25 protein-coding genes and 1 other RNA gene are annotated in these 25,710 nt (G+C 53.6%); 10 read left to right on the plus strand and 16 right to left on the minus strand.

Going from position 1 to position 25,710, the window contains the following annotated elements; translation table 11 throughout:
- Positions 1-30: 30 nt before the first annotated feature.
- The 4 genes from rnpB to rpiA all read right to left on the minus strand — a co-directional run bounded on the left by rnpB (position 31) and on the right by rpiA (position 3,363).
- An RNA gene (gene rnpB, locus GALF_RS15185) (RNase P RNA component class A) lies at positions 31-383 on the minus strand.
- Between the two features lie 33 nt (positions 384-416).
- On the minus strand, positions 417-1,892 hold the full coding sequence (gene ppx, locus GALF_RS12465; RefSeq protein ID WP_013294421.1) for an exopolyphosphatase: 1,476 nt from the start codon (positions 1,890-1,892) through the stop codon (positions 417-419).
- A gap of 2 nt (positions 1,893-1,894) precedes the next feature.
- Complete coding sequence (phoU, locus tag GALF_RS12470) at positions 1,895-2,599, minus strand: phosphate signaling complex protein PhoU (RefSeq protein ID WP_013294422.1); 705 nt, start codon at positions 2,597-2,599, stop codon at positions 1,895-1,897.
- Between the two features lie 98 nt (positions 2,600-2,697).
- A complete protein-coding gene (rpiA, locus tag GALF_RS12475) occupies positions 2,698-3,363 on the minus strand; it encodes a ribose-5-phosphate isomerase RpiA (RefSeq protein ID WP_013294423.1) in 666 nt (221 codons plus the stop codon).
- A gap of 143 nt (positions 3,364-3,506) precedes the next feature.
- Here rpiA and GALF_RS12480 point away from each other — a divergent pair, with 143 nt between their 5' ends.
- The 3 genes from GALF_RS12480 to GALF_RS12490 all read left to right on the plus strand — a co-directional run bounded on the left by GALF_RS12480 (position 3,507) and on the right by GALF_RS12490 (position 6,113).
- Positions 3,507-5,153, plus strand: a complete 1,647-nt coding sequence (locus tag GALF_RS12480; protein ID WP_013294424.1) for an alpha-D-glucose phosphate-specific phosphoglucomutase — start codon at positions 3,507-3,509, stop codon at positions 5,151-5,153.
- 152 nt (positions 5,154-5,305) lie between these two features.
- A complete protein-coding gene (locus GALF_RS12485; RefSeq protein WP_013294425.1) occupies positions 5,306-5,641 on the plus strand; it encodes a TM2 domain-containing protein in 336 nt (111 codons plus the stop codon).
- Between the two features lie 34 nt (positions 5,642-5,675).
- Entirely contained in the window at positions 5,676-6,113 is a 438-nt protein-coding gene (locus tag GALF_RS12490; protein WP_013294426.1) for a hypothetical protein, read from the plus strand.
- A gap of 361 nt (positions 6,114-6,474) precedes the next feature.
- Here GALF_RS12490 and GALF_RS12495 read toward each other — a convergent pair whose 3' ends face one another.
- From GALF_RS12495 to hemC, 4 genes are read right to left on the minus strand one after another with little or no spacing between them, the layout of a single operon-like run.
- Positions 6,475-6,987: a heme biosynthesis HemY N-terminal domain-containing protein gene (locus GALF_RS12495; protein ID WP_013294427.1), complete on the minus strand. Its 513-nt coding sequence runs from the start codon at positions 6,985-6,987 to the stop codon at positions 6,475-6,477.
- Positions 6,984-8,084, minus strand: a complete 1,101-nt coding sequence (locus GALF_RS12500; RefSeq protein WP_013294428.1) for a uroporphyrinogen-III C-methyltransferase — start codon at positions 8,082-8,084, stop codon at positions 6,984-6,986. The genes GALF_RS12495 and GALF_RS12500 overlap by 4 nt, the downstream gene beginning before the upstream one ends.
- 9 nt (positions 8,085-8,093) lie before the next feature.
- Entirely contained in the window at positions 8,094-8,840 is a 747-nt protein-coding gene (locus GALF_RS12505; RefSeq protein ID WP_013294429.1) for a uroporphyrinogen-III synthase, read from the minus strand.
- The gene (gene hemC / locus GALF_RS12510; protein ID WP_013294430.1) at positions 8,833-9,786 is read right to left on the minus strand and encodes a hydroxymethylbilane synthase; all 954 of its coding nucleotides are present in this window, start codon (positions 9,784-9,786) and stop codon (positions 8,833-8,835) included. The genes GALF_RS12505 and hemC overlap by 8 nt, the downstream gene beginning before the upstream one ends.
- Positions 9,787-9,860: 74 nt before the next feature.
- Between hemC and ppc the strand changes: the two genes are divergently transcribed.
- The gene (gene ppc / locus GALF_RS12515; protein ID WP_013294431.1) at positions 9,861-12,629 is read left to right on the plus strand and encodes a phosphoenolpyruvate carboxylase; all 2,769 of its coding nucleotides are present in this window, start codon (positions 9,861-9,863) and stop codon (positions 12,627-12,629) included.
- Positions 12,630-12,707: 78 nt separating this feature from the next.
- Here the strand turns inward: ppc and GALF_RS15135 are convergent, their stop codons facing one another.
- The 6 genes from GALF_RS15135 to ilvB form a co-directional block, all read right to left on the minus strand.
- Positions 12,708-13,718 carry a pentapeptide repeat-containing protein gene (locus GALF_RS15135; protein ID WP_050752546.1) on the minus strand — a complete coding sequence of 337 codons (1,011 nt, stop codon included), beginning with the start codon at positions 13,716-13,718 and terminating at the stop codon, positions 12,708-12,710.
- A gap of 68 nt (positions 13,719-13,786) precedes the next feature.
- On the minus strand, positions 13,787-15,322 hold the full coding sequence (locus GALF_RS12530; protein ID WP_013294433.1) for a 2-isopropylmalate synthase: 1,536 nt from the start codon (positions 15,320-15,322) through the stop codon (positions 13,787-13,789).
- A 187-nt stretch (positions 15,323-15,509) separates the two neighbouring features.
- Positions 15,510-16,253: a CDP-diacylglycerol--serine O-phosphatidyltransferase gene (pssA, locus tag GALF_RS12535; protein ID WP_013294434.1), complete on the minus strand. Its 744-nt coding sequence runs from the start codon at positions 16,251-16,253 to the stop codon at positions 15,510-15,512.
- Positions 16,254-16,435: 182 nt separating this feature from the next.
- Positions 16,436-17,452, minus strand: coding sequence for a ketol-acid reductoisomerase (ilvC, locus tag GALF_RS12540; protein ID WP_013294435.1), 1,017 nt, complete (start codon positions 17,450-17,452; stop codon positions 16,436-16,438).
- Positions 17,453-17,500: 48 nt separating this feature from the next.
- A complete protein-coding gene (gene ilvN / locus GALF_RS12545) occupies positions 17,501-17,992 on the minus strand; it encodes an acetolactate synthase small subunit (protein ID WP_013294436.1) in 492 nt (163 codons plus the stop codon).
- Positions 17,992-19,701: a biosynthetic-type acetolactate synthase large subunit gene (ilvB, locus tag GALF_RS12550; RefSeq protein WP_013294437.1), complete on the minus strand. Its 1,710-nt coding sequence runs from the start codon at positions 19,699-19,701 to the stop codon at positions 17,992-17,994. The genes ilvN and ilvB overlap by 1 nt, the downstream gene beginning before the upstream one ends.
- Before the next feature lie 86 nt (positions 19,702-19,787).
- Between ilvB and GALF_RS12555 the strand changes: the two genes are divergently transcribed.
- From GALF_RS12555 to GALF_RS12565, 3 genes are read left to right on the plus strand one after another with little or no spacing between them, the layout of a single operon-like run.
- The gene (locus GALF_RS12555) at positions 19,788-20,420 is read left to right on the plus strand and encodes an RNA polymerase sigma factor (protein WP_013294438.1); all 633 of its coding nucleotides are present in this window, start codon (positions 19,788-19,790) and stop codon (positions 20,418-20,420) included.
- Complete coding sequence (locus GALF_RS12560) at positions 20,417-20,761, plus strand: DUF3619 family protein (RefSeq protein WP_013294439.1); 345 nt, start codon at positions 20,417-20,419, stop codon at positions 20,759-20,761. The genes GALF_RS12555 and GALF_RS12560 overlap by 4 nt, the downstream gene beginning before the upstream one ends.
- Positions 20,754-21,167, plus strand: a complete 414-nt coding sequence (locus GALF_RS12565; RefSeq protein ID WP_013294440.1) for a DUF3106 domain-containing protein — start codon at positions 20,754-20,756, stop codon at positions 21,165-21,167. Before GALF_RS12560 ends, GALF_RS12565 begins: the two co-directional genes overlap by 8 nt.
- Before the next feature lie 5 nt (positions 21,168-21,172).
- Here the strand turns inward: GALF_RS12565 and lptG are convergent, their stop codons facing one another.
- Together lptG and lptF are read right to left on the minus strand one after the other, a co-directional pair.
- Positions 21,173-22,249: an LPS export ABC transporter permease LptG gene (gene lptG, locus GALF_RS12570; protein ID WP_013294441.1), complete on the minus strand. Its 1,077-nt coding sequence runs from the start codon at positions 22,247-22,249 to the stop codon at positions 21,173-21,175.
- Positions 22,246-23,418, minus strand: coding sequence for an LPS export ABC transporter permease LptF (gene lptF / locus GALF_RS12575; RefSeq protein ID WP_223293704.1), 1,173 nt, complete (start codon positions 23,416-23,418; stop codon positions 22,246-22,248). Before lptF ends, lptG begins: the two co-directional genes overlap by 4 nt.
- Here lptF and GALF_RS12580 point away from each other — a divergent pair.
- From GALF_RS12580 to GALF_RS12590, 3 genes are read left to right on the plus strand one after another with little or no spacing between them, the layout of a single operon-like run.
- On the plus strand, positions 23,405-24,898 hold the full coding sequence (locus tag GALF_RS12580) for a leucyl aminopeptidase (RefSeq protein ID WP_013294443.1): 1,494 nt from the start codon (positions 23,405-23,407) through the stop codon (positions 24,896-24,898). The two genes, lptF and GALF_RS12580, sit on opposite strands and share 14 nt — an antisense overlap.
- 7 nt (positions 24,899-24,905) lie before the next feature.
- The gene (locus GALF_RS12585; protein WP_013294444.1) at positions 24,906-25,331 is read left to right on the plus strand and encodes a DNA polymerase III subunit chi; all 426 of its coding nucleotides are present in this window, start codon (positions 24,906-24,908) and stop codon (positions 25,329-25,331) included.
- Positions 25,328-25,672 (plus strand): hypothetical protein, encoded by a 345-nt coding sequence (locus GALF_RS12590; protein ID WP_013294445.1) that lies wholly within the window; start codon positions 25,328-25,330, stop codon positions 25,670-25,672. Before GALF_RS12585 ends, GALF_RS12590 begins: the two co-directional genes overlap by 4 nt.
- Positions 25,673-25,710 lie beyond the last annotated feature (38 nt).

Here is a 25,710-nt window from a genome sequence, read left to right on the forward strand (position 1 = left end):
CGCTATAATCAAGGGAATTTAATGAAGAGAAGGTGAAGCTGGCCGATAAGCCGGGTTCTGTCGTGGACAGTCATTCCTCTAGGCGTTTCGTTACCTGACGCTCAAGCAATCTACCCGCTGACGACGCGAGCCACGTCATAGTCAGCCTATTTGATCTTGCTCCGAATGGGGTTTACCCTGCCACTGATGTTGCCACCAGCGCGGTGAGCTCTTACCTCGCCATTTCGCCCTTACCTGTGCTGCTTACGCAGCCATCGGCGGTATATTTTCTGTGGCACTTTCCATCACCTCACGGTGTCCGGCCGTTAACCGGCATTCTGCTCTCTGGAGCCCGGACTTTCCTCCCCGCACCCAAGGTGCGCGGCGACTGTCTGGCCAGCTTCGCGCCGGAGTTTACCACCGAAGTGCACTGGAATTTATTTTTTGATGAGTTGTACGGCAACACCCAGCGATTTCCACTGCTTCACTTCTTCCTGCAAGGCGGTCTCTGTCAGTGGATTTTGCTTCAGCCAGCCGGCATCGATAGCTAGCGAAAATTTAGCCCCGTTACAACTGGCCGCCATATCAGGCAGCACGACATCGCTTCGGTTGCGATAAAACAACGCGGCCAGCCTTAAACTCATCACGAGCAGACAGTCCTCAGTTTCCGTCAGCAGCCCCTGCAATTTTTTCAGACTCCCCCGATGCGCCAAGGCCAGCAAACTGAGTCTATTCTGCTCCTTCTTGGAAAACCCGGGCATATCGGCATTGGCGAGAATATAAGCGGTATGTTTTTGATAGCCATTGTGTGCGACCCGGATACCCACGCCGTGCAAACTGGCAACCCACCCCAGCACCTGCAACGCCTGCGCATTCACCTCCGAACCGAAAAACTGCCTTGCCAGCACATCGGACAGCCTCGTCACGCGCTCAACCTGTTTGACATCAACGTGATAGCGGCGCATGAAATGCCTGACAGTCACATCTCGCATATCGTTGTTGTGAAAACGTCCCCACAAATCGTAGAGCACGCCTTCGCGCAGCGCGCTCAAACCCAACTGCATGTGTTCGATACCCAATTCATCAAACGCGGCATACATAATGGCAAAGCCGCCCGCGAGCGCAGGCAGACGGTCCGGACGCAATCCCAGCAGTGTCAACTTGTGCACATCGCCCACTTTGAGCAGATGCGCCCGGAATAAATCGAGCCCTTCGCGCGTAATCCCGCTCCGGCTCCAGCCATTCAATTCCAGAATTTCAGCGATTGCCTTGGCGGTCCCCGATGAACCGATCGCTTTTTGCCATTGCCCTTTATAGTCGGCAACGATATTTTGCAACTCGCTGCGCGCTGCAAGTTCGGCACGGGCCAAATTATTCTTGGTGATTTTCCCCATCGGAAAATACCGGCTGCTAAAACTGACGCAGCCCATGTACAGGCTCTCCAGTTTGAGTGGCGTGAGCCCGTGACCGATAATAAATTCAGTCGAACCGCCACCGATATCCATCACCAGCAGCTGATCATCCGACTGCGGCAGGCCATGTGCGACGCCCATATAAATCAAGCGCGCCTCTTCGCGGCCTGCGATCACTTCAATGGGAAAGCCCAGCACCTGCTCAGCCTCGGCGATGAATTCTGCAGCATTGACTGCCACACGCAGCGAGTTAGTCCCTACAACGCGCACAGCCTCCGGCGGCAAGTCGCGCAGACGCTCGCCAAAACGCGCTAACGCGGCCAGCGCACGCTGCCGGGCTGCCTCATCGAGATAATTGTCGGCAGTGAGGCCAGCGGCCAGACGCACAGGCTCGCGCAATCCGTCCAGCATATACAATTGCTCGCCTTCTACCTTGGCTACCTGAAGTCTGAAGCTGTTTGACCCTAAATCGACCGCAGCAAGAACTGGATGTTGTTCCATTGCTACTGGATTTCCCGCTCTATTTCATCGCGCGTAACGTGACGCACATCGCGCCCTTTGACCATATAGATGACATACTCTGAAATATTTTTGGCATGATCTCCGATGCGCTCAATGGCTTTGGCGACAAATAAGATTTCCAGCGAGGTCGAAATCGTGCGCGGATCTTCCATCATGAAGGTGATCAAATAGCGCATGATAGAGCGAAACTCATCATCCACCAGATCGTCCTGACGCACCACATCGGCCGCCATCTGCACATCCAATCGCGCGAACGCATCCAAAGACTTACGCAGCATATCCACGGCAATTTCAGAGGCGTGCTTGACTTCGTTGTAACGCGGAATCGCCAGCCCGTGTTTTTGCGACAACATCTTAGCCATGCGGGCAATTTTTTCAGCCTCATCGCCGATACGCTCAAGATCGGTAATCGTTTTCACGACCATCATCACCAAACGCAAATCGCTGGCCGTCGGCTGGCGGCGCGCAATCACCTGCGAACAGGCCTCGTCGATCTTAACTTCCATCGCATTAACCCGATGATCGTCCTCAATCACCCGGTTCATCAAGGCCACATCGCCATCCACTAAAGACACGATCGCGCTCTTGATCTGGCTCTCTACCAGTCCGCCCATCTGCAACACATAGGCGCGTATCGCTTCAAGTTCGACATCGAACTGCTTGGAGGTATGATCACTGGTATTCATGGTATGACCCTGTAGTATTAAACCGTATATTCTATAATACGAATGTGAAGCGTTTGTGACAGCGGCGTCCCCCTAGTAAAACAAGGGAACAACCACCCCTAGCTGACCGTCATCGTTTTCACGCCGTCTGCGGTACCCAGCAGCAGCACATCAGCCGCACGACGTGCAAACAGTCCGTTGGTCACGACACCGGCGATATGATCCAGTTCAGATTCCAATTCAACCGGATTCATAATTTTTAAGCCGTGCACGTCGATAATGATATTGCCGTTGTCGGTCGTAAATCCTTCACGCAACATAGGCTGGCCGCCCAAGGCCACCAACTGACGCGCAACAGAACTGCGTGCCATTGGAATCACTTCAATCGGCAACGGGAATTTACCCAGCACATCGACTAATTTGCTGGCATCACACAAGCAAATGAATTTTCGACTCGCGCCCGCCACGATTTTTTCGCGGGTCAATGCACCGCCACCGCCCTTGAGCATATGCATATGCCGCGTGATCTCATCCGCGCCATCCACGTACACCTCAAGCGCACCCGCTTCGTTCAGCGACATAACTTCAATACCATGCCCCTGCAAACGCTTTGCGGAAGCCTCAGAACTTGCCACGGCACCCCGGATTTTGTTCTTTATTTTGGCCAACTCATCAATAAAAAAATTGGCGGTTGAACCTGTTCCCACCCCCACAATACAATCGGCAGGCACATATTGAATAGCAGCCAGCGCTACCGCACGTTTTAAATCATCTTGATTCATCATTTTTTCCTCCCAAAGTTTCGTAATTATTGCAGGAAAATTCAATTTTGGGGAAAGTGATCGAATCAGTCGCTATATACATCACTCAGTCAGATCGCTGGTGGTAAGATTACGCATAAAATTTATAACCGTCGGGAGGAATGAACATGCCAGAACATTTGTCAGCAGCCGTAACGATTACCACCACCCCGTTCAGCGACCAAAAGCCCGGCACATCGGGATTAAGAAAGCGCGTTCCGGTCTTCCAGCAACCTCACTATCTGGAAAATTTCGTTCAGGCCATTTTCGACAGCATTTCACCACCTCAAGGCGCCACACTGGTATTAGGCGGCGACGGTCGCTATTACAACCGCGAAGCAATCCAGATTATCCTGAAAATGGCAGCGGCCAATGGCTTCGGTCGGGTACTGGTGGGTCAGGGCGGCATCCTGTCGACGCCTGCAGCCTCCTGTGTGATCCGAAAATATGCAACTTTCGGCGGCATTATTCTGTCGGCAAGTCACAATCCGGGCGGGCCGGATGGCGATTTCGGCATCAAATACAACACCGCCAACGGCGGGCCTGCGCCTGAAAAAATCACGGAAGCCATTTTTTCACTGAGCAAAACGATTATGCAGTACCGCATACTCGATGTGGCGGATGTCGCTCTCGATACCGTGGGCGAGTATGCCATCGGCAAGATGACCGTGTCGGTAATCAACCCGGTCGCCGACTATGCAGAGTTGATGGAATCCTTGTTCGATTTTGACGCGATTCGCACACTGATTGCCGGCGGCTTCCGCATCAAGTTCGATGCGATGCACGCGGTAAACGGCCCGTATGCACGCGAAATATTTTTAAATCGCTTAGGCGCACCGGTCGACAGCATCATGAACTGCGTTCCGCTGCCCGATTTCGGCAACGGCCACCCCGATCCGAACCTGACTTATGCACACGAACTGGTCGAAATCCTCTATGGTGAAAACGCGCCCGATTTCGGTGCCGCCTCCGATGGCGATGGCGACCGCAACATGATTTTGGGCCGTCACTTCTTCGTCAACCCATCCGACAGTCTGGCCATACTAACCGCGAACGCCAAACTTGCCCCAGGCTACCGTGAAGGTCTGGCAGGGGTTGCCCGCTCGATGCCGACCAGTGCAGCGGTAGATCGCGTAGCAGTCGAGTTGGGCATTCCGTGTTTTGAAACGCCCACCGGATGGAAGTTTTTCGGCAATCTGATGGATGCGGGCAAAGTCACCCTGTGCGGCGAAGAGAGCTTTGGCACCGGCTCGTCTCATATCCGTGAAAAGGACGGGCTGTGGGCCGTGCTGTTCTGGCTCAACGTCATCGCGGTGCGCCGCCAGTCAGTTGAAGAGATCACCCGCGCGCACTGGGCGCATTTCGGCCGCAATGTCTATTCCCGTCACGACTTCGAGGCAATTCCGTCTGATGCTGCCAACGGCGTGATGAAGCACCTCAAAGACGGTTTCGCGACCTTGCCCGGTCAAAAATTCGGCAGTTACACCGTGGACGTCTGCGACGACTTTAGCTATACCGACCCGGTCGATGGCAGCATCAGCACGGGGCAAGGCTTGCGCATCCTGTTCACCGACGGTTCCCGTATCGTTTTCCGGCTATCCGGTACCGGCACAGAGGGCGCTACCGTGCGAATTTATCTGGAAGCATACGACCCGGATGTCGCCCGCCACCACTTGGACGCTCAGGTCGCACTGTCCGAGCTGATCGGCATTGCAGGTGATTTGTCTCAGCTAGTCGCCAGAACCGGACGCGTACAACCGACGGTGATTACCTAAGGTTGGGTGTTAAATAAAAGCGGGGAGGGGCGCGGAAAATCGTGGTCGGCCCCGACTTTCTAATGTTGGAATGTTAGACCTGACCCTAGATTCCTAGGAAGGGGTATAACAACTTAAAATAACTACGAATGAATTTAAACAAGGGGAGTCCAATGGCACTTATTGATTGCACGGAATGTGGGAATAAAATTTCTGATTTGGCTTCATCCTGCCCAAGCTGCGGCGCACCATTGAAGTCTAACCAGCTGATTGATACCGCACAAAATATGCAAAATGTTGTTGAGTTGAGAAAAAATCGTTCATTAGCCATTGTTCTGGCTTTGTTTCTAGGTGGATTTGGTGCGCATAAATTTTATTTAAACCAACCAGGCTGGGGAATTGCTTACCTATTTTTTTGCTGGACATTCATTCCTGCAATATTTAGCATAGTTGAGGCAATGATATGGCTCACTAAAACAGATGATGAATTCTTTAGAACTGTGGGATAACAATAATCCTGCATGGTGATAGGTATATGTATATATGAATGATCCAAAAATTGAGCCGAAATCTGTGCCACTACAGTGGCATAATTTTTTGTATTGTTCTGTATTATTACCGTGGGAAACGGAACTGAAGTTTAGGAAAAAATTTCCGAGATTTGATTGTCGCAATCCACTTTTTGACATTAGCTTAATTAGGTTTAATCATACTGGTGAGGTTAAGCAGGCTTGGGAAGGACAGAGAAGTAACAGGCAGAAGTATGGCAGTTTGACTTTCCATAGCAATAATGGCGCAGCGTTAAAAGACCTTCTGAAGTTACTTCGAAATTGTTCCGCGCACGGTCATTACGCCAAGCATTCAAAAAATGGGTGGATATTTTTTAAGCATGAGTATCAAGGTAAACTTACATTATTCGGTCAAGTTAGATTCTCAAATCTGAAGAAATTAATTGAACATATTGTGAAGCACCATGACTGATTGAAGCGGTCATGGGGTCAGGTCTAACATCCAACACTTTTGATAACGACAGACCGCGTAGGGCGGAACGCTTGCGGTTCCGCCGAATGGAATCGTGGCGGAACGCCCCGGTTTTCATAGGATCATAGGGCCGGGTCTAACATTCCAACAATCTTGATAACGTCAGACAGCGCGGGTTGGAACGCTTGCGGTTCCTCCGAATAGAATAGAATCGAACACCCCGGCATTCGCTCTACATAGGCTCAAGCGCGTGGGCAGATGCACCCACACCGCCTTTATGATGGAGTGTTATTTCTCTCGAATTTTGTTTGCGCCTACCGTCATCACATAAGCTGCCGGCGGCAGAAATGCCGCCAGTAGCTTATGGCTGCTGATCTTGCCGCTCAAACTTGGTTTTGGCGGCCACCAGCATGCGCATCGTCGATTCACCCTGCGTATGACTCTCCGCTAACGACACATAAGCATTGCGCCGCTCGAAGGCTTTTAATTCGTGCGCGGCGCGCGCGGCGATAATCCCATACAGCACCGAACTCTCCCCGTGCTTAATCGCGCGTGCGGCCGCCTTTTCAGCTTCGGCGTAACGTCCTTCAAAAAAGGCTCTCAGCGCGACATCGAGTAACTTGCGCGCATTGTTTTTCGCGCGATCTGAACGGATTTTCTGCACGACCCCAGGCAATTGCGAGGTTGCCAGCAGTAAATGAATCAGCCAGTAACCGAATCCAAATACCAGCACAAACAACACCACAAAAAGTTTTAGCGATAATTCGATCCGATAAGGCGGATACACCAGCAACACGTAAGCCGTATTTTGCAAAAGCGTACCTAGTGCAACCGCAGCCGAAAACAGCACGAGAATCGAAATCAGATATTTCATTTCGCCGCCTTTTGCGGACGCAGGTTTTCTGCCGCCTTGTCATGACTTAAACGATAGGTACGCACCGCCTGCAAACTCCCCCCGATGTCGGGCAGTTCGATCTCAATACTGGCAGCCGCCAACTCGCCCAATTCACTCAGCATATGTAAGCCTTCTGCCGATTTCACATCAAAATAGCGCCGCGTCCAAAGCTGCGCCGTTTTAAGTTCCTGACTGAAGCTGTCTTCGTCGCGCGACAACAGCGCCAACCGTGCCGACACCAGACGCATTTTTAGATTTTCGCGCAGGAAAAATTCCTGTTTAGGCGGCAACAAAACAATCTGCGTGAGACCGGTATTTTCAATCCTGACGAGCTGCTTAACCTCCAGCCAGACTGCATTCAGCATCTTTTGCCATACCGCCTCATCAGCCACAGGCGAGACGATTTTGGCTGATGCATTTTCGGTCGGACGATGCCTATCAACTAGCGGAATGGCATCGACGGATGACAACAACCTGTTGATTTTAAGATTAATACCTGCCACATCGACACGGGGCAGCGCGCGCAACTTATCAATATCCTGTCCGATCGACTTGCGCAATCCGTTTAAAGCAGGACGCTCCATGCGTTGTAAACGCGCATCGGCGCTTTCCATCGCGATCAGGGCCGCTTTGACGTTCCCTGACAATTGCAATTGCTGCCCTGCAATCAGCAGCAACTGTTCGACGTCCGCCAGCGCGGTTTCATCGCGACTGATGGAGAAATTATTGTAGAGGGTTTCCAGTGCCGCACGCTGATTTTGCGCCTGAGTGTAATAGGCTTCGAGCGTTGTCACCTTGACCGACATTTCACGCACTTCATCCTGATTTTTCGCGATCAGAATGGCATTAGCCTGGGCCGCGCCATCCATCTCGGCAATTTTCTTCGCCAGCTCTTCACGCATCTCAGCAATCGCACGATGCCCATCCAGCCACTGCCAGAGAAATATCGCCACTAACAGCACCAGCGTAAGCTGAGTAATGCTGATCTTCGCGAACAAATCAGCAACCGAAAATCGGCTTTTAAGGGCCGCATCCCGCTCAACCTCACTTGATCCTTGTAGCATTTTCTCGCTCATATCGCCCCCTTACGCCTGAACCCCGGATTTTGCCCATGCCTGCAGCCCTGCCAGCAAACCGTCATCCCCCGACTCCGTCAGATGAACCTTCGACCATCCCAAGCGCTTCGCCAATTCGGCGATACGCGGGTGTATGACAAACAGCGGCCTGTCAAAAACCTCCTTTGAATCAACGATCATCTGAGACAAATGGTTCAGCGCCTCGCTGCTGGTCACGGTAATCAAATCGACACCGGCCAGCTCGCTCACCGGACATTGCGGCTTGCAGCGCAGATAACAGGTCACATATTCCACGCGTGCGCCCCTCTCGCGCAAAGTATCTCCCAGTAACTCGCGACCGCCGTCACCGCGAAAAATCATCACATGCCAGCCGTCGATGTTTTGTAATTCAGGCCGTGCTAACAAACCTTCACTATCGAATCGCTCGACAGGCACGATCACATGCGCAATGCCTAGCGCTCGCAGCGCTTTCGCGCTCCCCTCACCCACCGTCGCAACACGAGCCGGCACTTTGCCCCCGGTGGCCGCCATGCCATATTTCACGGCATTCGGGCTGATGAAAATTGCAAGATTCGCCTGTTCAACATGCGACACTTGTTCTTGTAATCGCAGCAGGTCCGGCACGGGCGCGATCTCCAGCATCGGGAACAGCACGGCGGTGCCGCCCTGCTGTCCGATCGCCTGAGCCAGCGTAAAAGCCTGATCACGCGGACGCGTCACCAGCACTTTCAAACCGGCCAGCTCACCCTTAGCCATTTAAAGCGGCTAAAATTTCCCCTGCCCCTTGCGCCAAGAGCGACTTGGCGATTTGCCCGCCCAATGCTTCCGGTGCCGCGATCTCACCCATCGCTTCGGCGCGGATCACGCGCTGCCCATCGGGACTGGCGACAAAGCCTCGCATACGCAACTGACCGTTTTGTACCTCGGCAAACCCGCCCAGCGGCACCTGACAACTGCCGTTGAGCGCGCGACTCATCGCACGTTCCGCAAACACACAGGCGGCCGTATCTGGGTGATGCAAGGGCTGCAACGCAGCGATCACGTCCAGTCGATCCGCACGGCATTCGATACCCAGCGCGCCTTGCCCGACAGCCGGCAGACTGTCTTCGCTGGAAATCACAGCCCGAATGCGAGTAGCCAGCCCCAGTCGCTTCAAGCCTGCTGCCGCAAGAATAATCGCGGCATACAGACCTTCGTCGAGTTTGCGCAAACGCGTCTGCACATTGCCGCGCAGCGGTTCGATCACCAGATGCGGGAAACGTGCGCGCAACTGGCTTTCGCGGCGCAAACTGGATGTACCCACCACGGAGCCCGCGGGCAACGCCGCCAGATTTTCGTAGTTGTTCGAGACAAATGCGTCATGCGGATCTTCGCGTTCGCCGATTGCCGCCAGCACAAAACCTTCCGGCAAAACCATAGGCACGTCTTTGAGTGAATGCACTGCGAAATCCGCACGTCCGTCTTCCAGTGCGGTCTCCAATTCCTTCACAAACAGACCTTTGCCGCCAATTTTTGACAGACTGACATCTAAAATCTGATCGCCTTGTGTCGTCATACCGAGAATACTGACGTCGGTTTGCGGATATAATGCACGCAGCCTGTCTCTGATATGTTCGGCTTGCCACATGGCCAGCGCGCTTTCACGCGATGCTATGACCAGACGTGCCGGTGGAGTGGGTAAAGTTGAGGAAGCTGGACTCATCGATTTTTCCTTGTGATTGATTACGCGGTGCATTCTAACACGGAGGCTGCCGCGCTTTTTTGTGTATAAAAGTGATGAACTTATTTTCTGCCCCTGCCGACATTTCCAGTAAAGACCTGCCCTTCCGCGAAGACGTGCGCCTGCTAGGCCGTATCTTAGGCGATACGCTGCGCGAACAGGAGGGTGAAGCGACCTTCCAGCTGGTCGAAAACGTGCGCCGCTCAGCGGTACGCTTTCGCAAGACTCAGGACGAACGCGATGGAGAACAGCTCGAGCAGATGCTCGATGCATTAAGCCCCAGCGAAACGCTGGCCGTGGTGCGCGCCTTCAGCTACTTCTCGCAACTGACCAATATCGCCGAGGATTTGCACCACAACCGCCGCCATCGCGCCCATCTGAAAGCCGGTTCATCGCCTAAAAACGGCAGCCTGATGCTCGCGCTCGACCGTATCGAAGAAAAACAGGTCAGCCCTGAAGCGATGCAAGCCTTTCTGGACAGCGCACTGATCTCTCCGGTACTGACCGCGCATCCGACCGAAGTACAGCGCAAAAGCATACTGGACTGCCATCTGATCATCTCCAGCCTGCTATCCAACCGCGACCGGATAGAGATGACGCCGGACGAGCTGGCAGAAAACGAAAATGCGCTGCGTCGCTTCGTGCTGATTCTGTGGCAGACGCGCATGCTGCGCACCGCAAAATTGACGGTGCGCGACGAAATTCGCAACGGTCTGGAGTTCTACCGTTACACCTTCCTGACTGAAATTCCAAAGCTGTATGCGAATCTGGAAAAGCAGCTGGAGGCGCGCTTCGACAAGGACATCAAGATTCCCGCACTGCTCAAGGTCGGCAGCTGGATAGGCGGCGACCGCGACGGCAATCCTTTCGTCACCCACGATGTGATGCAGTATGCGGTGCAACAGCACTCCGAACTCGCATTCGAACACTACCTCAATGAGACGCATATTTTGGGCACGCGCCTGTCGCTGACCGATCGCCTAGTCGATGTCAGTGACGAATTGCGCGCGATGTCCGATGCCTCCCCCGACAATGCGGTGAGCCGCACAGATGAACCGTACCGCCGCGCGCTGATCATGATTTATTCGCGCCTGTCGGCTACAGCAGGAAAACTGGGACACGAAATATCGCATCTTCCGCCGGTCGATAAAGCGGCAGCGCCTTACGCGACACCGGCGCAGTTCATCGCCGATCTGGATGTTTTGATTGAATCACTCAATCGTCATGGCGCGATCTATCTGGCGCGCGGCCGCCTGGCCAACTTGCGCCGCTCAGCAGAAATCTTCGGCTTTCATCTGGCGCCGCTGGATATGCGGCAGCACAGCGCCATCCACGAACAAACCGTCAGCGAATTGCTGGCTCACAGCGGTGTCATGGCGAACTACAGCGAACTCGATGAAGCTGCGCGCCGCGAAATTCTGCTCACCACCTTGCAGGCTGCGAAGCCGCTGATGGGTAAAATCGATCAATATTCCGATATCGCACAGAGCGAATTGCGCATCATGCAGGCCGCAGCCGACATTCATCAGCGCTTTGGCCGCGCCGCTCTGCCCAATCACATCATCTCGAAAGCGGATGCAGTGAGCGATATGCTGGAACTGGCACTGATGCTGCAGCAGGTCAATCTGCTCGAAGGGCGTGACGCGCTGCATATCAACATCATTCCTCTGTTCGAAACCATCGAAGATCTGCGCAGCTGCGGACCTATCATGGACGAACTGTTCGCCATTCCCTATTACCGCCAACTGCTGGCCTGCCGGGGAAATACGCAGGAAGTCATGCTGGGCTATTCGGACAGCAACAAGGATGGCGGTTACATCACCGCGAACTGGGAACTGTACAAAGCCGAACTAGAACTGGTCAAAGTGTTCGCTAAATACGGCGTTGAACTGCGCCTGTTCCATGGTCGTGGCGGCACCGTCGGTCGCGGCGGTGGCCCAAGCTATGAAGCGATTCTGGCGCAGCCACCCGGCAGCGTAAACGGGCAGATTCGCATCACCGAACAGGGTGAAGTGATTTCCAGCAAATACTCCAACCCTGAAATCGGTCAGCGCAATCTGGAAACGCTGGTGGCTGCCACCATGGAAGCGACCTTGCTGCATCATCACGGCGCGGACAGTGCAATGCCGGAATTTCACCGCATCATGGAGGCCTTGAGCCTCGATGCCTTTGCTGCCTACCGCAAGCTGGTTTATGAGACACCCGGATTTACCGAGTATTTTTTCACCGCCACGCCGATACGCGAAATTGCAGAACTTAACATCGGCAGCCGCCCTTCCGCACGCCGCGCCTCCGATCGCATCGAAGATCTGCGCGCGATCCCCTGGGTATTCAGCTGGGGATTAAACCGCACGCTGCTACCGGGCTGGCTGGGATTCGGCAGCGCAGTCAAGCAATTTATCGCACGCGAAGGCGACGATGGCCTAGCACAATTGCAGACAATGTACCGGGAATGGCCGTTTTTCCGCGGCCTGATGTCGAACATGGATATGGTTCTGTCCAAGACCGATATGGGCATTGCATCGCGCTACGCGGCGCTGGTTGAAGATGTAGAAATGCGTGAACGGATCTTCGGCGCTATCCACAGCGAGTGGCAGGACACCGTCGAATTGCTGTTTTCCGTGACACGCAACGATGCACTGTTGCAGGAAAATCCGTCATTTGCACGCAGCCTGCTCAGCCGCACACCGTATATCGATCCGCTCAACCACTTGCAAGTCGCCTTGCTGGAACATCACCGGGCCGGCAACACCGACGAACTGGTCAAACGGGCGATCCACCTGACCATCAACGGCATCGCAACCGGCTTGCGCAACAGCGGTTAAAAGTAGCAGCTCCCAAGCAAGTCTTCGCATCAAAAAAATGGCACGCCAAGCGTGCCATTTTTTTGCGCCAGCAGTTTTTTATCTGCGGCGTGGTTTAGCCTTTGCAGGCTCCTTTGCATCCTGAACAGCCGGTGTCGCAACCTCGACAGGAGCCGCAGGTTTTTCAAGTACGCAGCTACTATTATTCACCCGACTATCCGGCATCAGCGTATTGCAAAAAATTGCACCCGTCAGCGTCGCTTCCGCGATATTAGCGCCAGACAAATCTGCATCGGTCAGATCTGCATTCAACATCACAGCGCCGTTCAAATTAGCACGAACCAGTTGAGCACCGCGCAAAATCGCCTTGTTCAGATTCGCATCGGTCAAGTTAACCTGAGACAGATTGGCACGGGTCAAATTAGCGCGCGCCAGATTCGCTTCTGTCAGATTGGCGCGGCCCAAATTCGCCTTGAACAGATTGGCCTGCGCCAGATTCGCCATGTAGAGCTGTGCACCTGCCAGATTTGCTGAGCCCAGATTGGCTTCAACCAGTGATGCATTCAGACACACACTGCGCGGTGCAATCACGCAACCGTTGATCGACAGCGCGTCCGTCGCTGCGGCCCCGGCGGCTTTTTCTGCCGGGCAGTTGGCGTTGTTCGTCATACCGGTTGGCATCAAGGTCCGGCAAAACGTCGCCTTAGAAAAAGTTGCTTCTTCTAGCTTGGCACCGGTAAAGTTGGCATCGGTCAGATTCGCCTCGCTAAAATTGACCCCTTTGAGGCCGGCATTTGAAAAATTAGTACCCGTCAGATTCGCACCCGTCAGATTCGCGAAAAACATCGTGGCATAACTCAAATCCGTACCAGATAGATTCGCACCGTTCAGGCGCGCCTCGTTAAGATTGGCACGCGTCAAATTGGATTTACTCAAATTCGCCTTCGTTAAATCGGCACCCCCGAGCAGAATGCCATGCAAATCAAGCTGCTCAATTTTTTGTCCAGAAAGTGAAGCCTGATAGCAGTTGGTATTGGGTTTCAAGGTACAAGCCCAACTCGAGTTGATCATGGCAAGCAATACAGCGGAACCCAGCAGCAGTTTTTTCAAGTTAATCTCCGGTAATAAGAAGTGCCGCACAAGGCGGCACTTCATGAGACACGCAATTTGAAATTAGTTCAAACTTGCGGATGTGCGCGCTCCGAATTGCCGTGCAATTTGTTCAGCGCATTCAAATAGGCCTTGGCCGATGCCACCACGATATCGGTATCCGCACCCTGCCCGTTGACAATCCGGCCACCCTTGGCCAGTCGCACCGTCACCTCGCCCTGCGCATCGGTACCGCTGGTGATGTTGTTGACAGAATATAACTGCAATTCGGTACCGCTGTGCACGATTTTCTCAATCGCCTTGAAGGCCGCATCCACAGGTCCGCCGCCATGCAGTTCCGCCTCGCGTGTCTCTGAACCGATGCTCATTACAACGCGAGCAACCGGCAAGATGCCCGTTTCACAATGGGCGCGCAAAGACACCAACCGGTAATGCTCATCGACTTGCGCGATGGCTTCATCACTGACCAGCGCCTGCAAGTCCTCGTCGAAAATTTCATGTTTGCGGTCAGCCAGCTCCTTAAATCTGGCAAAAGCCGCATTAAATGCGTCTTCCGAGGCGAATTCGATATGCAAAGCGGTGAAGCGGGAACGCAGTGCATTGCGCCCCGAAAGTTTGCCCAGCGTGAGTTTGTTGGCATTCCAGCCCACATCTTCTGCACGCATGATCTCGTAAGTTTCGCGATGCTTTAACACGCCGTCCTGATGTATACCTGACTCATGCGCAAAAGCATTTGCACCCACGATCGCCTTGTTAGGCTGCACCGGATATCCGGTAATGCTGGACACCAGCTTGGACGTGTTGACGATCTGAGTCGTATCGATACGCGTGTCGAGATTAAACACGTCACGGCGGGTTTTGACCGCCATGACGACTTCTTCTAAGGACGCATTGCCGGCACGTTCCCCCAGTCCATTGATCGTACACTCGACCTGACGCGCGCCGCTCATCACCGCCGACAGCGAATTGGCCACCGCCAGCCCCAGATCGTTGTGGCAGTGCGTAGACCAGATCACCTTGTCAGAGCCCGGCACCTGCGCGATCAACTGCTTGATACGCTCGCCCCAGGCTGCGGGAATCGAATAGCCAACCGTGTCGGGTACATTCAAGGTCTTAGCACCGGCACGGATGACCTCATCAAATACGCGCACCAAAAAATTCATGTCTGAACGTACCGCATCCTCTGCGGAGAATTCGACATCGTCGGTATATTCAAGCGCCCATTTGACGGCTTGAACCGCGCGTTCAATCACCTGATCTTCGTTCATACGCAACTTATGCTGCATATGAATAGGGCTGGTCGCGATAAAAGTATGGATACGACCCGAACGGGCGGGCTGTATTGCCTCACCGGCACGGCGTACATCGTTCTCGCTGGCGCGCGCCAAGGAACACACCGTCGATTCCTTGATGGTTTCGGCAACCGCTTTAACCGCCTCAAAATCCCCCGGACTCGCAGCCGCGAATCCCGCCTCGATGACATCCACGCCGAGCTTTTCCAGCTGGCGTGCAATGCGGATTTTCTTCTCGCGAGTCATTGCCGCACCCGGACTCTGCTCGCCATCGCGCAAGGTGGTATCGAAAATAATTAACTTGTCTGTCATGCTGAACTCCTGATGGAATAGATTAACCACCGCCGCCTCTTCGAGTCAGCGAGTTTGATACTTCAGATTTTAGATATGATTAGCGCGCGCCGCGCAGCAGCAATGCCGCCATCAGGCTGAAAGTGGAATGAAGCTGAGATATTTGGCGTGAGAAGTGCATGTCGCGAATATAACGAGTTTTGGCAACTCACGCAATGGGCTTGCTGCGCCGCTTCACAAACCACATCACAAATCCCGATAACGCGTAGCAAAGAAAAATTGCAAACAGTACGCGTGGCGGGTCACTTGAAATCAGTACAAAGAACATAGCCGCGAGAAAAACAACCAGAAACGGCACACTCTTGCGCATATTGATTGTTTTAAAACTGTAAAAAGGCAGATTGCTCACCATGCTCAAGCCGGCGAACACTGTCAGAGTTGCCGCATACCAGCGCAAGGTCTCTCCGGAATAACCGTAATCGAGCATCACCCAAACAAAACCTGCCACCAAGGCCGCTGCTGCTGGGCTGGGCAGGCCCTGGAAATAATTTTTATCGACGACCTCGATATTGGTGTTGAAACGTGCAAGGCGCAAAGCCGTGGCAACGCAGTAGATAAAGGCCGCGAACCAGCCCCATTTTCCGAGTCCTTTTAAAGCCCATTCATACATGACCAAGGACGGTGCAACACCAAAGGACACCATGTCGGACAAACTATCGTACTGTGCACCGAACTCGCTCTGTGTGTGTGTCATGCGCGCCACCCGGCCGTCTAAGCCATCGAGCACCATCGCGACAAAAATAGCGACAGCCGCATATTCGAATTTACCGTTCATCGATTGCACGATGGCGTAAAAACCTGCGAACAGCGCACCGGTGGTAAACAGATTCGGCAACAGATAAATGCCGCGTCTGCGTAAATTCATTGGCTTGCGTGTAGTGTATTCGTCCATGGCAGAAGATTACCTGTTTTATGCTATTACTGCCAGCACAAGACTTAGCTGGGAATGAAAATAATCAGTATCTTGCAGAAGAGTCGGAAGTTGTTAGCGGAAAATGGAAATTCCACTACAAAAAAATGGGGAATAGTAAGTGGCTCTCCACTGACTACTCCCCGCTGACTGCTGACTACTTTTTAGTTCTTAGACTGATCAACCAGCTTGTTTTTACCGATCCAAGGCATCATCGCGCGCAACTGACCACCAACCACTTCGATCGGATGCTCCGCATTCAAACGGCGACGGGCTGTCATTTCAGGATAGTTGGTACGGCCTTCCAGAATGAACTGCTTAGCGTAGTTACCGTTCTGGATGTTAGTCAGACATTCCTTCATCGCGGCACGTGCCTGATCAGCGATTACGCGGTGACCGGTGACATATTCGCCGTATTCTGCGTTGTTGGAGATCGAATAGTTCATGTTGGCAATACCGCCTTCGTACATCAGATCCACGATCAACTTCAACTCATGCAGACATTCGAAGTACGCCATTTCAGGCGCATAACCGGCTTCGGTCAGTGTCTCGAAACCGGCTTTAACCAGTTCAACTGCGCCGCCGCACAAAACAGCCTGTTCACCGAACAGGTCGGTTTCAGTTTCTTCGCGGAAATTGGTTTCGATTACGCCGCCCTTGGTACCGCCGTTTGCCGCCGCGTAAGACAATGCGATGTCGCGTGCCTTGCCTGATTTATCCTGAAATACCGCGATCAAAGAAGGTACGCCGCCGCCCTTCAAGTATTCGGAACGCACGGTGTGGCCAGGGCCCTTAGGTGCAATCATGATGACGTCCACGTCTGCGCGGGGCACGACTTGATTGTAGTGAACGTTAAAGCCGTGAGCGAATGCCAGTGCAGCGCCTACCTTCATGTTAGGCGCGATATCGCGATGGTAGACTTCAGGAATCGTTTCGTCCGGCAACAAAATCATCACAACGTCAGCGGCCTTAACTGCATCGGCCACTTCAGCCACATTAAGACCTGCGGCCTGAGCTTTAGCCCATGATGCGCCGTCTTTACGCAAACCGACGGTGACGTTCACACCAGAATCGCGCAGGTTTTGCGCGTGAGCGTGCCCTTGTGAGCCGTAGCCCACGATGGTGACCTGACGGCCCTTGATCAATGACAGGTCTGCATCTTTATCGTAAAAAACTTTCATGTTGCCCTCTTCAATAATTAAATTAATAAAATTAAGTGATTAAAAACTCTACAAACTCAGTATCCGGTTGCCACGCCCGATACCGGAAGCGCCGGTACGAACCGTTTCCAGTATCAGATCACGTCCGATTGCATCGATAAAACTGTCCAGCTTGACGCGATTTCCCGTCAGCTCAATGGTATAAGTATGATCCGTCACATCCAGAATCCGCCCGCGGAAGATATCCGTCATGCGCTTGAGTTCATCGCGCGCATCCCCTTCAGCACGCAATTTAACCAGCATCAGTTCGCGCTCAATGTGCTCACCTTCACTCAAATCCATCACCGACACCACGTCGATCAGTTTATTGAGCTGCTTGGTGATCTGCTCGATGATGGCATCAGAACCGCTGGTAACGATGGTCATGCGCGACAGACTTGCGTCTTCGGTTGGCGCGACTGTTAGCGACTCGATATTATAACCGCGCGCGGAGAATAACCCCGCCACGCGCGACAGTGCACCCGCTTCATTTTCCATCAACAAGGAAATAATATGGCGCATTATAAATCCTCCGACAAAACGACTTCAGACAAACCCTTGCCGCCCGGCACCATAGGAAACACATTCTCAGTCGGGTCGGTTCTGAAATCCATGAACACCAGATCATTCTTGCGCGACAAGGCTTCGATAATCGCAGGTTCAACATCGCAAGGTTTATCGATACGAATACCAACATGCCCGTAAGCTTCGGCGACCTTTACGAAATCAGGCAGCGCATCCATATAGGATTCCGAAAAACGGTTGCCGTGGAAGAATTCCTGCCACTGACGCACCATCCCCAGATAGCCGTTATTGAGCGAGAGCACCTTGATCGGCAAATGATATTGCTTACAGGTCGAGAGCTCCTGAATGTTCATCTGAATGCTGCCCTCACCAGTGACGCAGGCAACCGTCTCACCCGGATGCTTCAACTGTACCCCCATCGCCGCAGGCAAGCCGAAACCCATTGTGCCCAGACCGCCTGAATTGATCCAGCGGCGCGGATGATTAAATTTATAGTATTGCGCCGCCCACATCTGGTGTTGCCCGACGTCGGAGGTGACGAACGCATCGCCGCCGGTGAGTTTATGCAGCGTCTCAATGACAAATTGCGGCTTGATAATTTCCGTCGAATTACGGTAACGTAATCCGCCGCCCGTTACCCGCCATTCTTCGATTTGACTCCACCAGGCGGCCATCTCGTCAGCCCCCGGCTTTTGACGACTGCTGCGCAACACGCTGAGCAATTCATCGAGCACCAGTTTCAAATCGCCGACAATCGGCACATCGACCTTGACGCGCTTAGCGATCGAAGACGGATCGATGTCGATATGGATAATCTTGCGCGGCACTTGCGCGAAATGCTCAACATTACCGATCACGCGATCATCGAAACGCGCGCCGATGGCCACCAGCACATCGCAATGCTGCATGGACATGTTGGCCTCATAGGTGCCGTGCATCCCCAGCATACCGACATATTGCTTGTCGTTAGCCGGATAGCCGCCCAATCCCATCAGGGTGTTAGTACAAGGAAAACCCAAAAGACGAACCAGATCGGTCAACTGAGCCGCTGCACCGGACAGTACAACCCCGCCGCCCGCATAGATCATCGGACGTTTGGCCTCCAGCAACAATTGCGCTGCCTGCCTGATCTGCTGACTATCGCCGCGCCCTTGCGGATGGTAGGAGCGAATATTGACGCTAGCCGGATAAACGAACTCCGTCTTATGCGCAGAAACGTCTTTAGGGATATCCACCAGCACTGGCCCCGGACGCCCCGATTTCGCGAGATAGAAAGCCTTCTTAATGGTTGAGGCGATGTCTTTGACATCTTTAACCAAAAAATTATGCTTCACGCAGGGACGCGTAATACCGACGGCATCGACTTCCTGAAACGCATCTTCTCCGATCGCATAGGTCGGCACCTGACCGCTGATGACCACCATGGGAATGGAGTCCATATAGGCGGTAGCAATCCCGGTGACCGCATTGGTCAAACCGGGGCCTGATGTCACCAGCGCCACACCGACCTTGTCGGATGAGCGCGCATAGCCGTCAGCCGCATGTATGGCTGCCTGTTCGTGACGCACGAGGATGTGCTTGACTTTGTCCTGCTGAAAAAGCGCGTCGTATATATGCAGCACCGCACCGCCCGGATAACCGAATAAAAATTCGACCCCTTCTTCCTGCAAACAACGGATGGTTATTTCCGCGCCGGTCATTTCCATGACAAACACCCTATGATTAATTCAAAAGAACTGCGTAAGATAATGGCAAGCGGGCTTTTGGTCAACTATTTGCCGCGTATATCCGCATGATTTTTAGCAGAACTACGCATAATTTGCTAACATTCGCTCTCAAAAGCAAGGAGCATCAACTGGCAACTCAAGTCGAATTAAGCCATTTTTTAAGCCGCATCGAGCGCCGCGCTTACAAACATGCCGTGTTTGCAATGCATGACAGCCACATCGCACTGGATGTGGTTCAGGACGCGATGGTTAAGCTGGCAGAAAAATATGGCGATAAGCCAGCGGAAGAGTTACCGCTGCTGTTTCATCGCATCTTGCAAAATACCATACGCGACTATTGCCGTCGCCAACAGGTCAGGTCAAAATGGACTACGCTGTTTTCCGCCTTCGGTTCGAAACACGCGGAAGAAGAATTTGACCCGCTGGATGTACTCGAAGACAGCGACAATCAAAGCGCACCGGCTATCCCTGAGGCGGCGTTCGAACAAAGTCAGACCATCGCGCTGATTGAAAATGCATTAAGTAATCTCCCGACTCGTCAACGCGAAGCCTTCCTGCTGCGTTACTGGGAAGGATTAGATACAGCCGAGACAGCAATTGCAATGGGGTGCACCGAAGGCAGCGTTAAAACCCACTGCTCGAGAGCAAATCACGCGCTAGCAACTGCGCTCAAAGCAATAGGAGTAGAACTACCATGAAAAAACAGTCGCAGCACATGAATCACCAGCACATTGCCAATCTGCTCAACAGCAGCGCCGATCAACTGGATGACAGCGTTTTGTCCGCCTTGCGCCAGGCGCGCACCGTCGCACTGGAGAAGCAACGCATTGCTGAACCCGTGTTTTCGCTGAGCACGATCGGTCATCGCGCGCATCATCTGATGCCGCACTCACCCCACCAATGGGTTGCAATGACCATCATACTGGCAGCCATCCTCGTCGGCGCGATCGGATACTGGCAAGATACCCAAATACCCGTCGATATGGAAATACTGACGGACGACCTGCCGATCGAAGTCTTTGTTGATCAGCATGAATAAACTGATCGTCGCGACAGCCATAACTTATGCATTGATCGCACAACCCGCTGCCGCTGCCCCCGAGCCCTGGTCAGCCCTGCCGCCCGCAGAACGCGAAGCGCTGGCACCGCTGCATCCGCAATGGATGAGTCTGCCGGAAAAACAGCAGCAAAGTTTGCGTACCCTGGCGCAGCATTATCCCAAACTCAATATGGATGAAAAACGGCGCTTCCAAAATCGCCTGGTGACCTGGGCGCAGCTCACGCCAGCGCAGCGCCAGGCAGCACGCGAAAAATATCGCGCGTTCAGCCAGATTCCCGCAGAAAAACGCGAACAGGTCAAACAGATGGTCCGCCAAAATCAGGCGGCTAAAATACAACAACCGGCCAGCGGCGTTATCCCTGCTGCTGCACAGCCCGCCCAATAGGGCAATCAGCGCCGCTCGACCCGCCATAGCATAAACGCGCCGATCAATAAAAATACGCCCGTCATCGCTGTGGCGCTAAACAGGGGCTGCCAGTCATTGAGCGAGCCCAGACTACCTACCAGTCGTCCGGCAAAGTGAAACACCAACCCCAGCACAATTCCCATAAAAACTAGGATGCTGACACCGCCTGCGCGGCGCTGATACGAGGCAAACGGCAGCGCCAGCACCATCATCACCAGCAGCGCAAACGGGTAAACCAGCTTGTTCCACATCGCGATTTCGTAGCGCGCGCTCTGCTGCTTGTTTTCTTTCAAATGGCTGGCATATTTATACAAATCTAGCGCGGACATTTGTTCAGGCACGACCAGCATCACACTGAGTATTCCAGGCGTCAGCGCCGACTGCCATTCCCGCACCGGCATGGATTTAGTGCTGACACCCCGCGCAGCGAAACTTGTTTCAAGCACATCGTGCAACTGCCAGACCCCCGGCTCCAGATAACTTGCCCGCTTCGCGCGGATAACTGAATTCATATGAAAGGATTTATCGAAGGTATAAATATCGATATCCGACAAACTGGTATCGGGCATCACGCTTCTGACATTGACAAAACTGGCATCGTCTTTAACCCAAACACCGGAGCGAAACGCTTGCAAAGACACCTGCGTATTTAAAGCTTTAAGACGAAGCTTCTGTGCCAGACGCTCACTGGGCGGCGCAATCAACTCGCCGCAAATAAAACTCAGCAGTATCATCGGCACAGCAATCTTGCTCAGCGCCCCCAGCATTTGCCCGGTTGACGCTCCCGATGCGCGGTAAATCGTGAGTTCAGAGCGCGCCGCCATTTGAACCAGCGCGACGATCGTGCCGATCAAAACCGCCACCGGAAACAATTCATAGATATGACCGGGAATGGTCAGCAACACGAACAACACCACATAACCCAGACTGTACTGTCCGTACCCCATGGTTCCCAGTTGGCCGATAAAATCAAGAAAAGCAAACAACATGATGAGGGCCGCAAACACCAGCGCGATGCTGGCATAAATTTCCCGCGCCAAATAACGAGTCAGCAGATTCATTTATTAAACACCCTGCGCCAGGAAAACAGCGACATGCGATAGTAGAAAAATAGCGCGGTGATCAATAGCATCAGAGCATGAATCCCCCAAAGCCCGATACCGGGAGACAATTTACCCTGCCCCACCCAGGCATTCGTCACACTGATCATATTGCTGTACAACATATACAACACCATCGCCAGCACAAGATTCAACGAACGCCCGGCACGCGGATTGACATAGCTTAACGAAATCGCCAGAAGTGAGAGCACTGCCGCACTGATAGGCAACCCTAAACGCCATTCCAACTCGGATAAATTCCAGCGCGTCGGATTACGCCATAACTCGAGGGTCGACAGCGTACGCACATTCGGCAGCAGCTGTTTACTCGCCGCACTTTCGATGCGCATCGCGTAACGCTCAAATTCCACGATGCGGTAATCGCGCTCGCCCGGGGTCCCCTCGTAACGCGTGCCATTGAGCAACACCAAGAAGCGATCTCCGTTCGGCATGGTTTGCTGCAAGCCTTCGCGCGCCACCATCGTACCCATTTGGGAGTTTTGCACCGAGCGCACAAAAATATTGCCAATTCGCCCGTTCCCGACATCGACGGTTTCGACGAAATATACGCGATCCGATTGCCCCGATTCGCGAAACACGCCGGGCGTCAGCGTCGCCAACTCGTCGCGACTCTCCAACTGCGCCTTAAAATCATCCGCCCTTTTCATCGCCCAAGGTGATAACACCAGACTGAGCAGCGCGATCACGGTCACCACGGGCGCGGCGAACAACGCAACCGGCCGTATCCAGCGCGTCAGTCCGATACCGGCAGAAAACCACACAACCATTTCGCTGTCGCGATAACAGCGCGACAAAGTCAGCAAAATGGCGATAAACAGGCTCATCGACAACAGCACGGACAGATAATTGAGCGCACTAAAACCCAGCAACGCCAGAACGCCGTCAACTGCCAGTTTTCCGCTAACCGCCTCGCCCAAAAAACGAATTAGCTGGCTAATCACGACGATGCCAAGCAAAATCGCAAACACCAGCACGCCGTTACCGGCAAACTCGAGCACTAAGGCGCGCTGAAATTGTCTCTGGTGAAACAACTTTGACTTTATGCGGGCAGTTTGCGGATAATCGGGCATCGGATTGAAAATATAGGGGCAACGTATGGAATTTAGCATAAAACAAAGCAGTCCGGAAAATCAGCGCAGCGCTTGCGTGGTTTTAGGCGTTTTTGAGGGCGGACAACTGTCCCCCGCTGCGCACATCTTCGATAAAGCCGCCGATCATCAGCTAAGCCGGCTCGTAGCGCGCGGCGACATGACGGGCAAATCGGGCAGCACCACGATGCTCCACACGCTGCCGGGCGTCACAGCCGAACGCGTCTTGCTGGTAGGCCTAGGTAAGATCGAAGAATTCGACGCCAAACGCTTTCTCGATATGCTGCGCGCGACCTTCGCCGCGCTGCAAAAATCCATCTGCAAAGACGCTGCGCTGTACCTGTCTGACCTTGCTGTCATCGCGCGCGACGAGACATGGAAAATCAACCAGATCGTCCTGCTCGCCGCCGAATCGGCCTATCAGTGCGATCAGCTCAAGAGCAAACCGGCCGACAAACCGCTGCTGCGCAAAATCCTGCTCGGCTGCGCAAAGAAACCTGGCAACGCCGCACAAACCGCCATCGTGCAAGCCAGCGCCATCGCGCACGGTATGAAACTGGCCAAAGATCTGGGCAATCTGCCGGGCAACATCTGCACACCAACCTATCTGGCAGAGCAGTCCACGAAGCTCGCTAGCGAACACAAGCTCAAAGTGACCATACTCGAAGAAAAGGATATGGGGAAACTGTGCATGCATTCCTTGCTGTCCGTCACGCGCGGCAGCCGCGAACCCGCCAAGCTAATCACGCTGGAATATCGCGGCGCGGACAAAAAACAAAAACCCGTGGTGCTGGTCGGCAAGGGCCTGACCTTCGATTCGGGCGGCATCTCGCTCAAGCCAGGCGCCGAAATGGACGAGATGAAATACGACATGTGCGGTGCAGCCAGCGTACTGGGCACGATGCTGGCAATTGCCAAAATGTCACTGAATCTCAACGTCATAGCGGTCATTCCGAGTAGCGAAAACATGCCGGACGGCGCCGCCAGCCGCCCGGGCGACATCGTAAAAAGCATGGCCGGCCTCACCATCGAAATCCTCAACACCGATGCCGAAGGCCGTTTGATCCTGTGCGATGCGCTGACCTATGCCGCGCGCTTCGAGCCGGATACGGTAATCGATATCGCAACATTGACCGGCGCCTGCGTGATTGCGCTGGGCGGCGTGGCAAGCGGCCTGTTCAGCAATCAGGATGCACTGGCCAAAGAACTGGCAGACGCGGGCGAATACGCAAACGACAAGGCATGGCATATGCCCTTGTGGGACGAATATCAGTCGCAACTGGACAGCAATTTTGCCGACATGCAGAACATCGGCGGGCGGGCGGCAGGCAGTGTGACGGCCGCCTGTTTCCTGTCGCGCTTCACCAAGGACTATCGCTGGGCGCATCTGGATATCGCCGGCACAGCCTGGAAATCCGGAAAAGACAAGGGATCGACCGGCCGCCCTGTACCGCTGCTTGCACGGTATTTGATCAATCGCGCGAACGCTAAAGGCGCATGACGACACGATGACCAAGGTCGATTTTTACACCGGCTCATCTGACAAGCTGCGCACCGCCTGCCAGTTGAGCCACAAGGCCATGCAACACGGCCTGCGCACCGTCATCAGCCTGCCTGATGCGGTAAGCTGCGAGATGCTCGATAAGCTGCTGTGGCAATACCCCGACACCGCTTTTATCCCGCACTGCGATGCATCTTCGCCTGACAGTGCACCGGTCTATCTGAGCTTGGGCGAAGAGAATTTCCCGCACCACGATATGTTGATCACCTTACACAACGAATGCACACCGTTTTTCAGCCGCTTCGAACGCGTCATCGAAATTATCGGCACCGATGAAGACGACAGCCGCAGAGGTCGCGAACGCTTCAAGTTTTACCGCGATCGCGGCTACGAAATGCGACATTTTGACCTTGCGAAGGCGAGCCCCTCATGACCGACTCAGATCTGGAACTCCCGCTGCTGACCGAGGTGGCGGAGACCTTACCCGATGACCTGCCTATCCTGTTTGAAATCATCGTTGATCCCGATGAAGATCTGCAACCTGACATTGTTCAGGAAAAACCGGCTCCGCCGCGCGCATTAAACGCGGAGGAGATGTCTCATCTGCTGGGGCAACTCGAAACACACTTAGAAACCGTGTTTGCCGGCAAACTCAACAGCCGCCTGGAAGAGTTGCAACGACTGGCCGTTGATCTGGCTGTCAGCGAATTTAAGGCAGAACTGCCCAAACTGCTGCGCGAGGCGCTGTCAAAACCGGACGAAAGCAACAAGTAGTAAGTAGCAAGTGGAAAGTGGGAAGTAGCCACTTGGTT

Origin of the sequence: Gallionella capsiferriformans ES-2 (genome assembly GCF_000145255.1) — a bacterium.
Taxonomy (GTDB): Bacteria; Pseudomonadota; Gammaproteobacteria; order Burkholderiales; family Gallionellaceae; genus Gallionella; species Gallionella capsiferriformans.

Bases quoted from the DNA above. Each gene is read 5' to 3' on its own strand.
- ppx (WP_013294421.1), bottom strand. From the start codon at position 1,892: ATGGAACAACATCCAGTTCTTGCTGCGGTCGATTTAGGGTCAAACAGC.
- phoU (WP_013294422.1), bottom strand. From the start codon at position 2,599: ATGAATACCAGTGATCATACCTCCAAGCAGTTCGATGTCGAACTTGAA.
- rpiA (WP_013294423.1), bottom strand. From the start codon at position 3,363: ATGATGAATCAAGATGATTTAAAACGTGCGGTAGCGCTGGCTGCTATT.
- GALF_RS12480 (WP_013294424.1), top strand. From the start codon at position 3,507: ATGCCAGAACATTTGTCAGCAGCCGTAACGATTACCACCACCCCGTTC.
- GALF_RS12485 (WP_013294425.1), top strand. From the start codon at position 5,306: ATGGCACTTATTGATTGCACGGAATGTGGGAATAAAATTTCTGATTTG.
- GALF_RS12490 (WP_013294426.1), top strand. From the start codon at position 5,676: ATGAATGATCCAAAAATTGAGCCGAAATCTGTGCCACTACAGTGGCAT.
- GALF_RS12495 (WP_013294427.1), bottom strand. From the start codon at position 6,987: ATGAAATATCTGATTTCGATTCTCGTGCTGTTTTCGGCTGCGGTTGCA.
- GALF_RS12500 (WP_013294428.1), bottom strand. From the start codon at position 8,084: ATGAGCGAGAAAATGCTACAAGGATCAAGTGAGGTTGAGCGGGATGCG.
- GALF_RS12505 (WP_013294429.1), bottom strand. From the start codon at position 8,840: ATGGCTAAGGGTGAGCTGGCCGGTTTGAAAGTGCTGGTGACGCGTCCG.
- hemC (WP_013294430.1), bottom strand. From the start codon at position 9,786: ATGAGTCCAGCTTCCTCAACTTTACCCACTCCACCGGCACGTCTGGTC.
- ppc (WP_013294431.1), top strand. From the start codon at position 9,861: ATGAACTTATTTTCTGCCCCTGCCGACATTTCCAGTAAAGACCTGCCC.
- GALF_RS12530 (WP_013294433.1), bottom strand. From the start codon at position 15,322: ATGACAGACAAGTTAATTATTTTCGATACCACCTTGCGCGATGGCGAG.
- pssA (WP_013294434.1), bottom strand. From the start codon at position 16,253: ATGGACGAATACACTACACGCAAGCCAATGAATTTACGCAGACGCGGC.
- ilvC (WP_013294435.1), bottom strand. From the start codon at position 17,452: ATGAAAGTTTTTTACGATAAAGATGCAGACCTGTCATTGATCAAGGGC.
- ilvN (WP_013294436.1), bottom strand. From the start codon at position 17,992: ATGCGCCATATTATTTCCTTGTTGATGGAAAATGAAGCGGGTGCACTG.
- ilvB (WP_013294437.1), bottom strand. From the start codon at position 19,701: ATGGAAATGACCGGCGCGGAAATAACCATCCGTTGTTTGCAGGAAGAA.
- GALF_RS12555 (WP_013294438.1), top strand. From the start codon at position 19,788: ATGATTTTTAGCAGAACTACGCATAATTTGCTAACATTCGCTCTCAAA.
- GALF_RS12560 (WP_013294439.1), top strand. From the start codon at position 20,417: ATGAAAAAACAGTCGCAGCACATGAATCACCAGCACATTGCCAATCTG.
- GALF_RS12565 (WP_013294440.1), top strand. From the start codon at position 20,754: ATGAATAAACTGATCGTCGCGACAGCCATAACTTATGCATTGATCGCA.
- lptG (WP_013294441.1), bottom strand. From the start codon at position 22,249: ATGAATCTGCTGACTCGTTATTTGGCGCGGGAAATTTATGCCAGCATC.
- GALF_RS12580 (WP_013294443.1), top strand. From the start codon at position 23,405: ATGGAATTTAGCATAAAACAAAGCAGTCCGGAAAATCAGCGCAGCGCT.
- lptF (WP_223293704.1), bottom strand. From the start codon at position 23,418: ATGCTAAATTCCATACGTTGCCCCTATATTTTCAATCCGATGCCCGAT.
- GALF_RS12585 (WP_013294444.1), top strand. From the start codon at position 24,906: ATGACCAAGGTCGATTTTTACACCGGCTCATCTGACAAGCTGCGCACC.
- GALF_RS12590 (WP_013294445.1), top strand. From the start codon at position 25,328: ATGACCGACTCAGATCTGGAACTCCCGCTGCTGACCGAGGTGGCGGAG.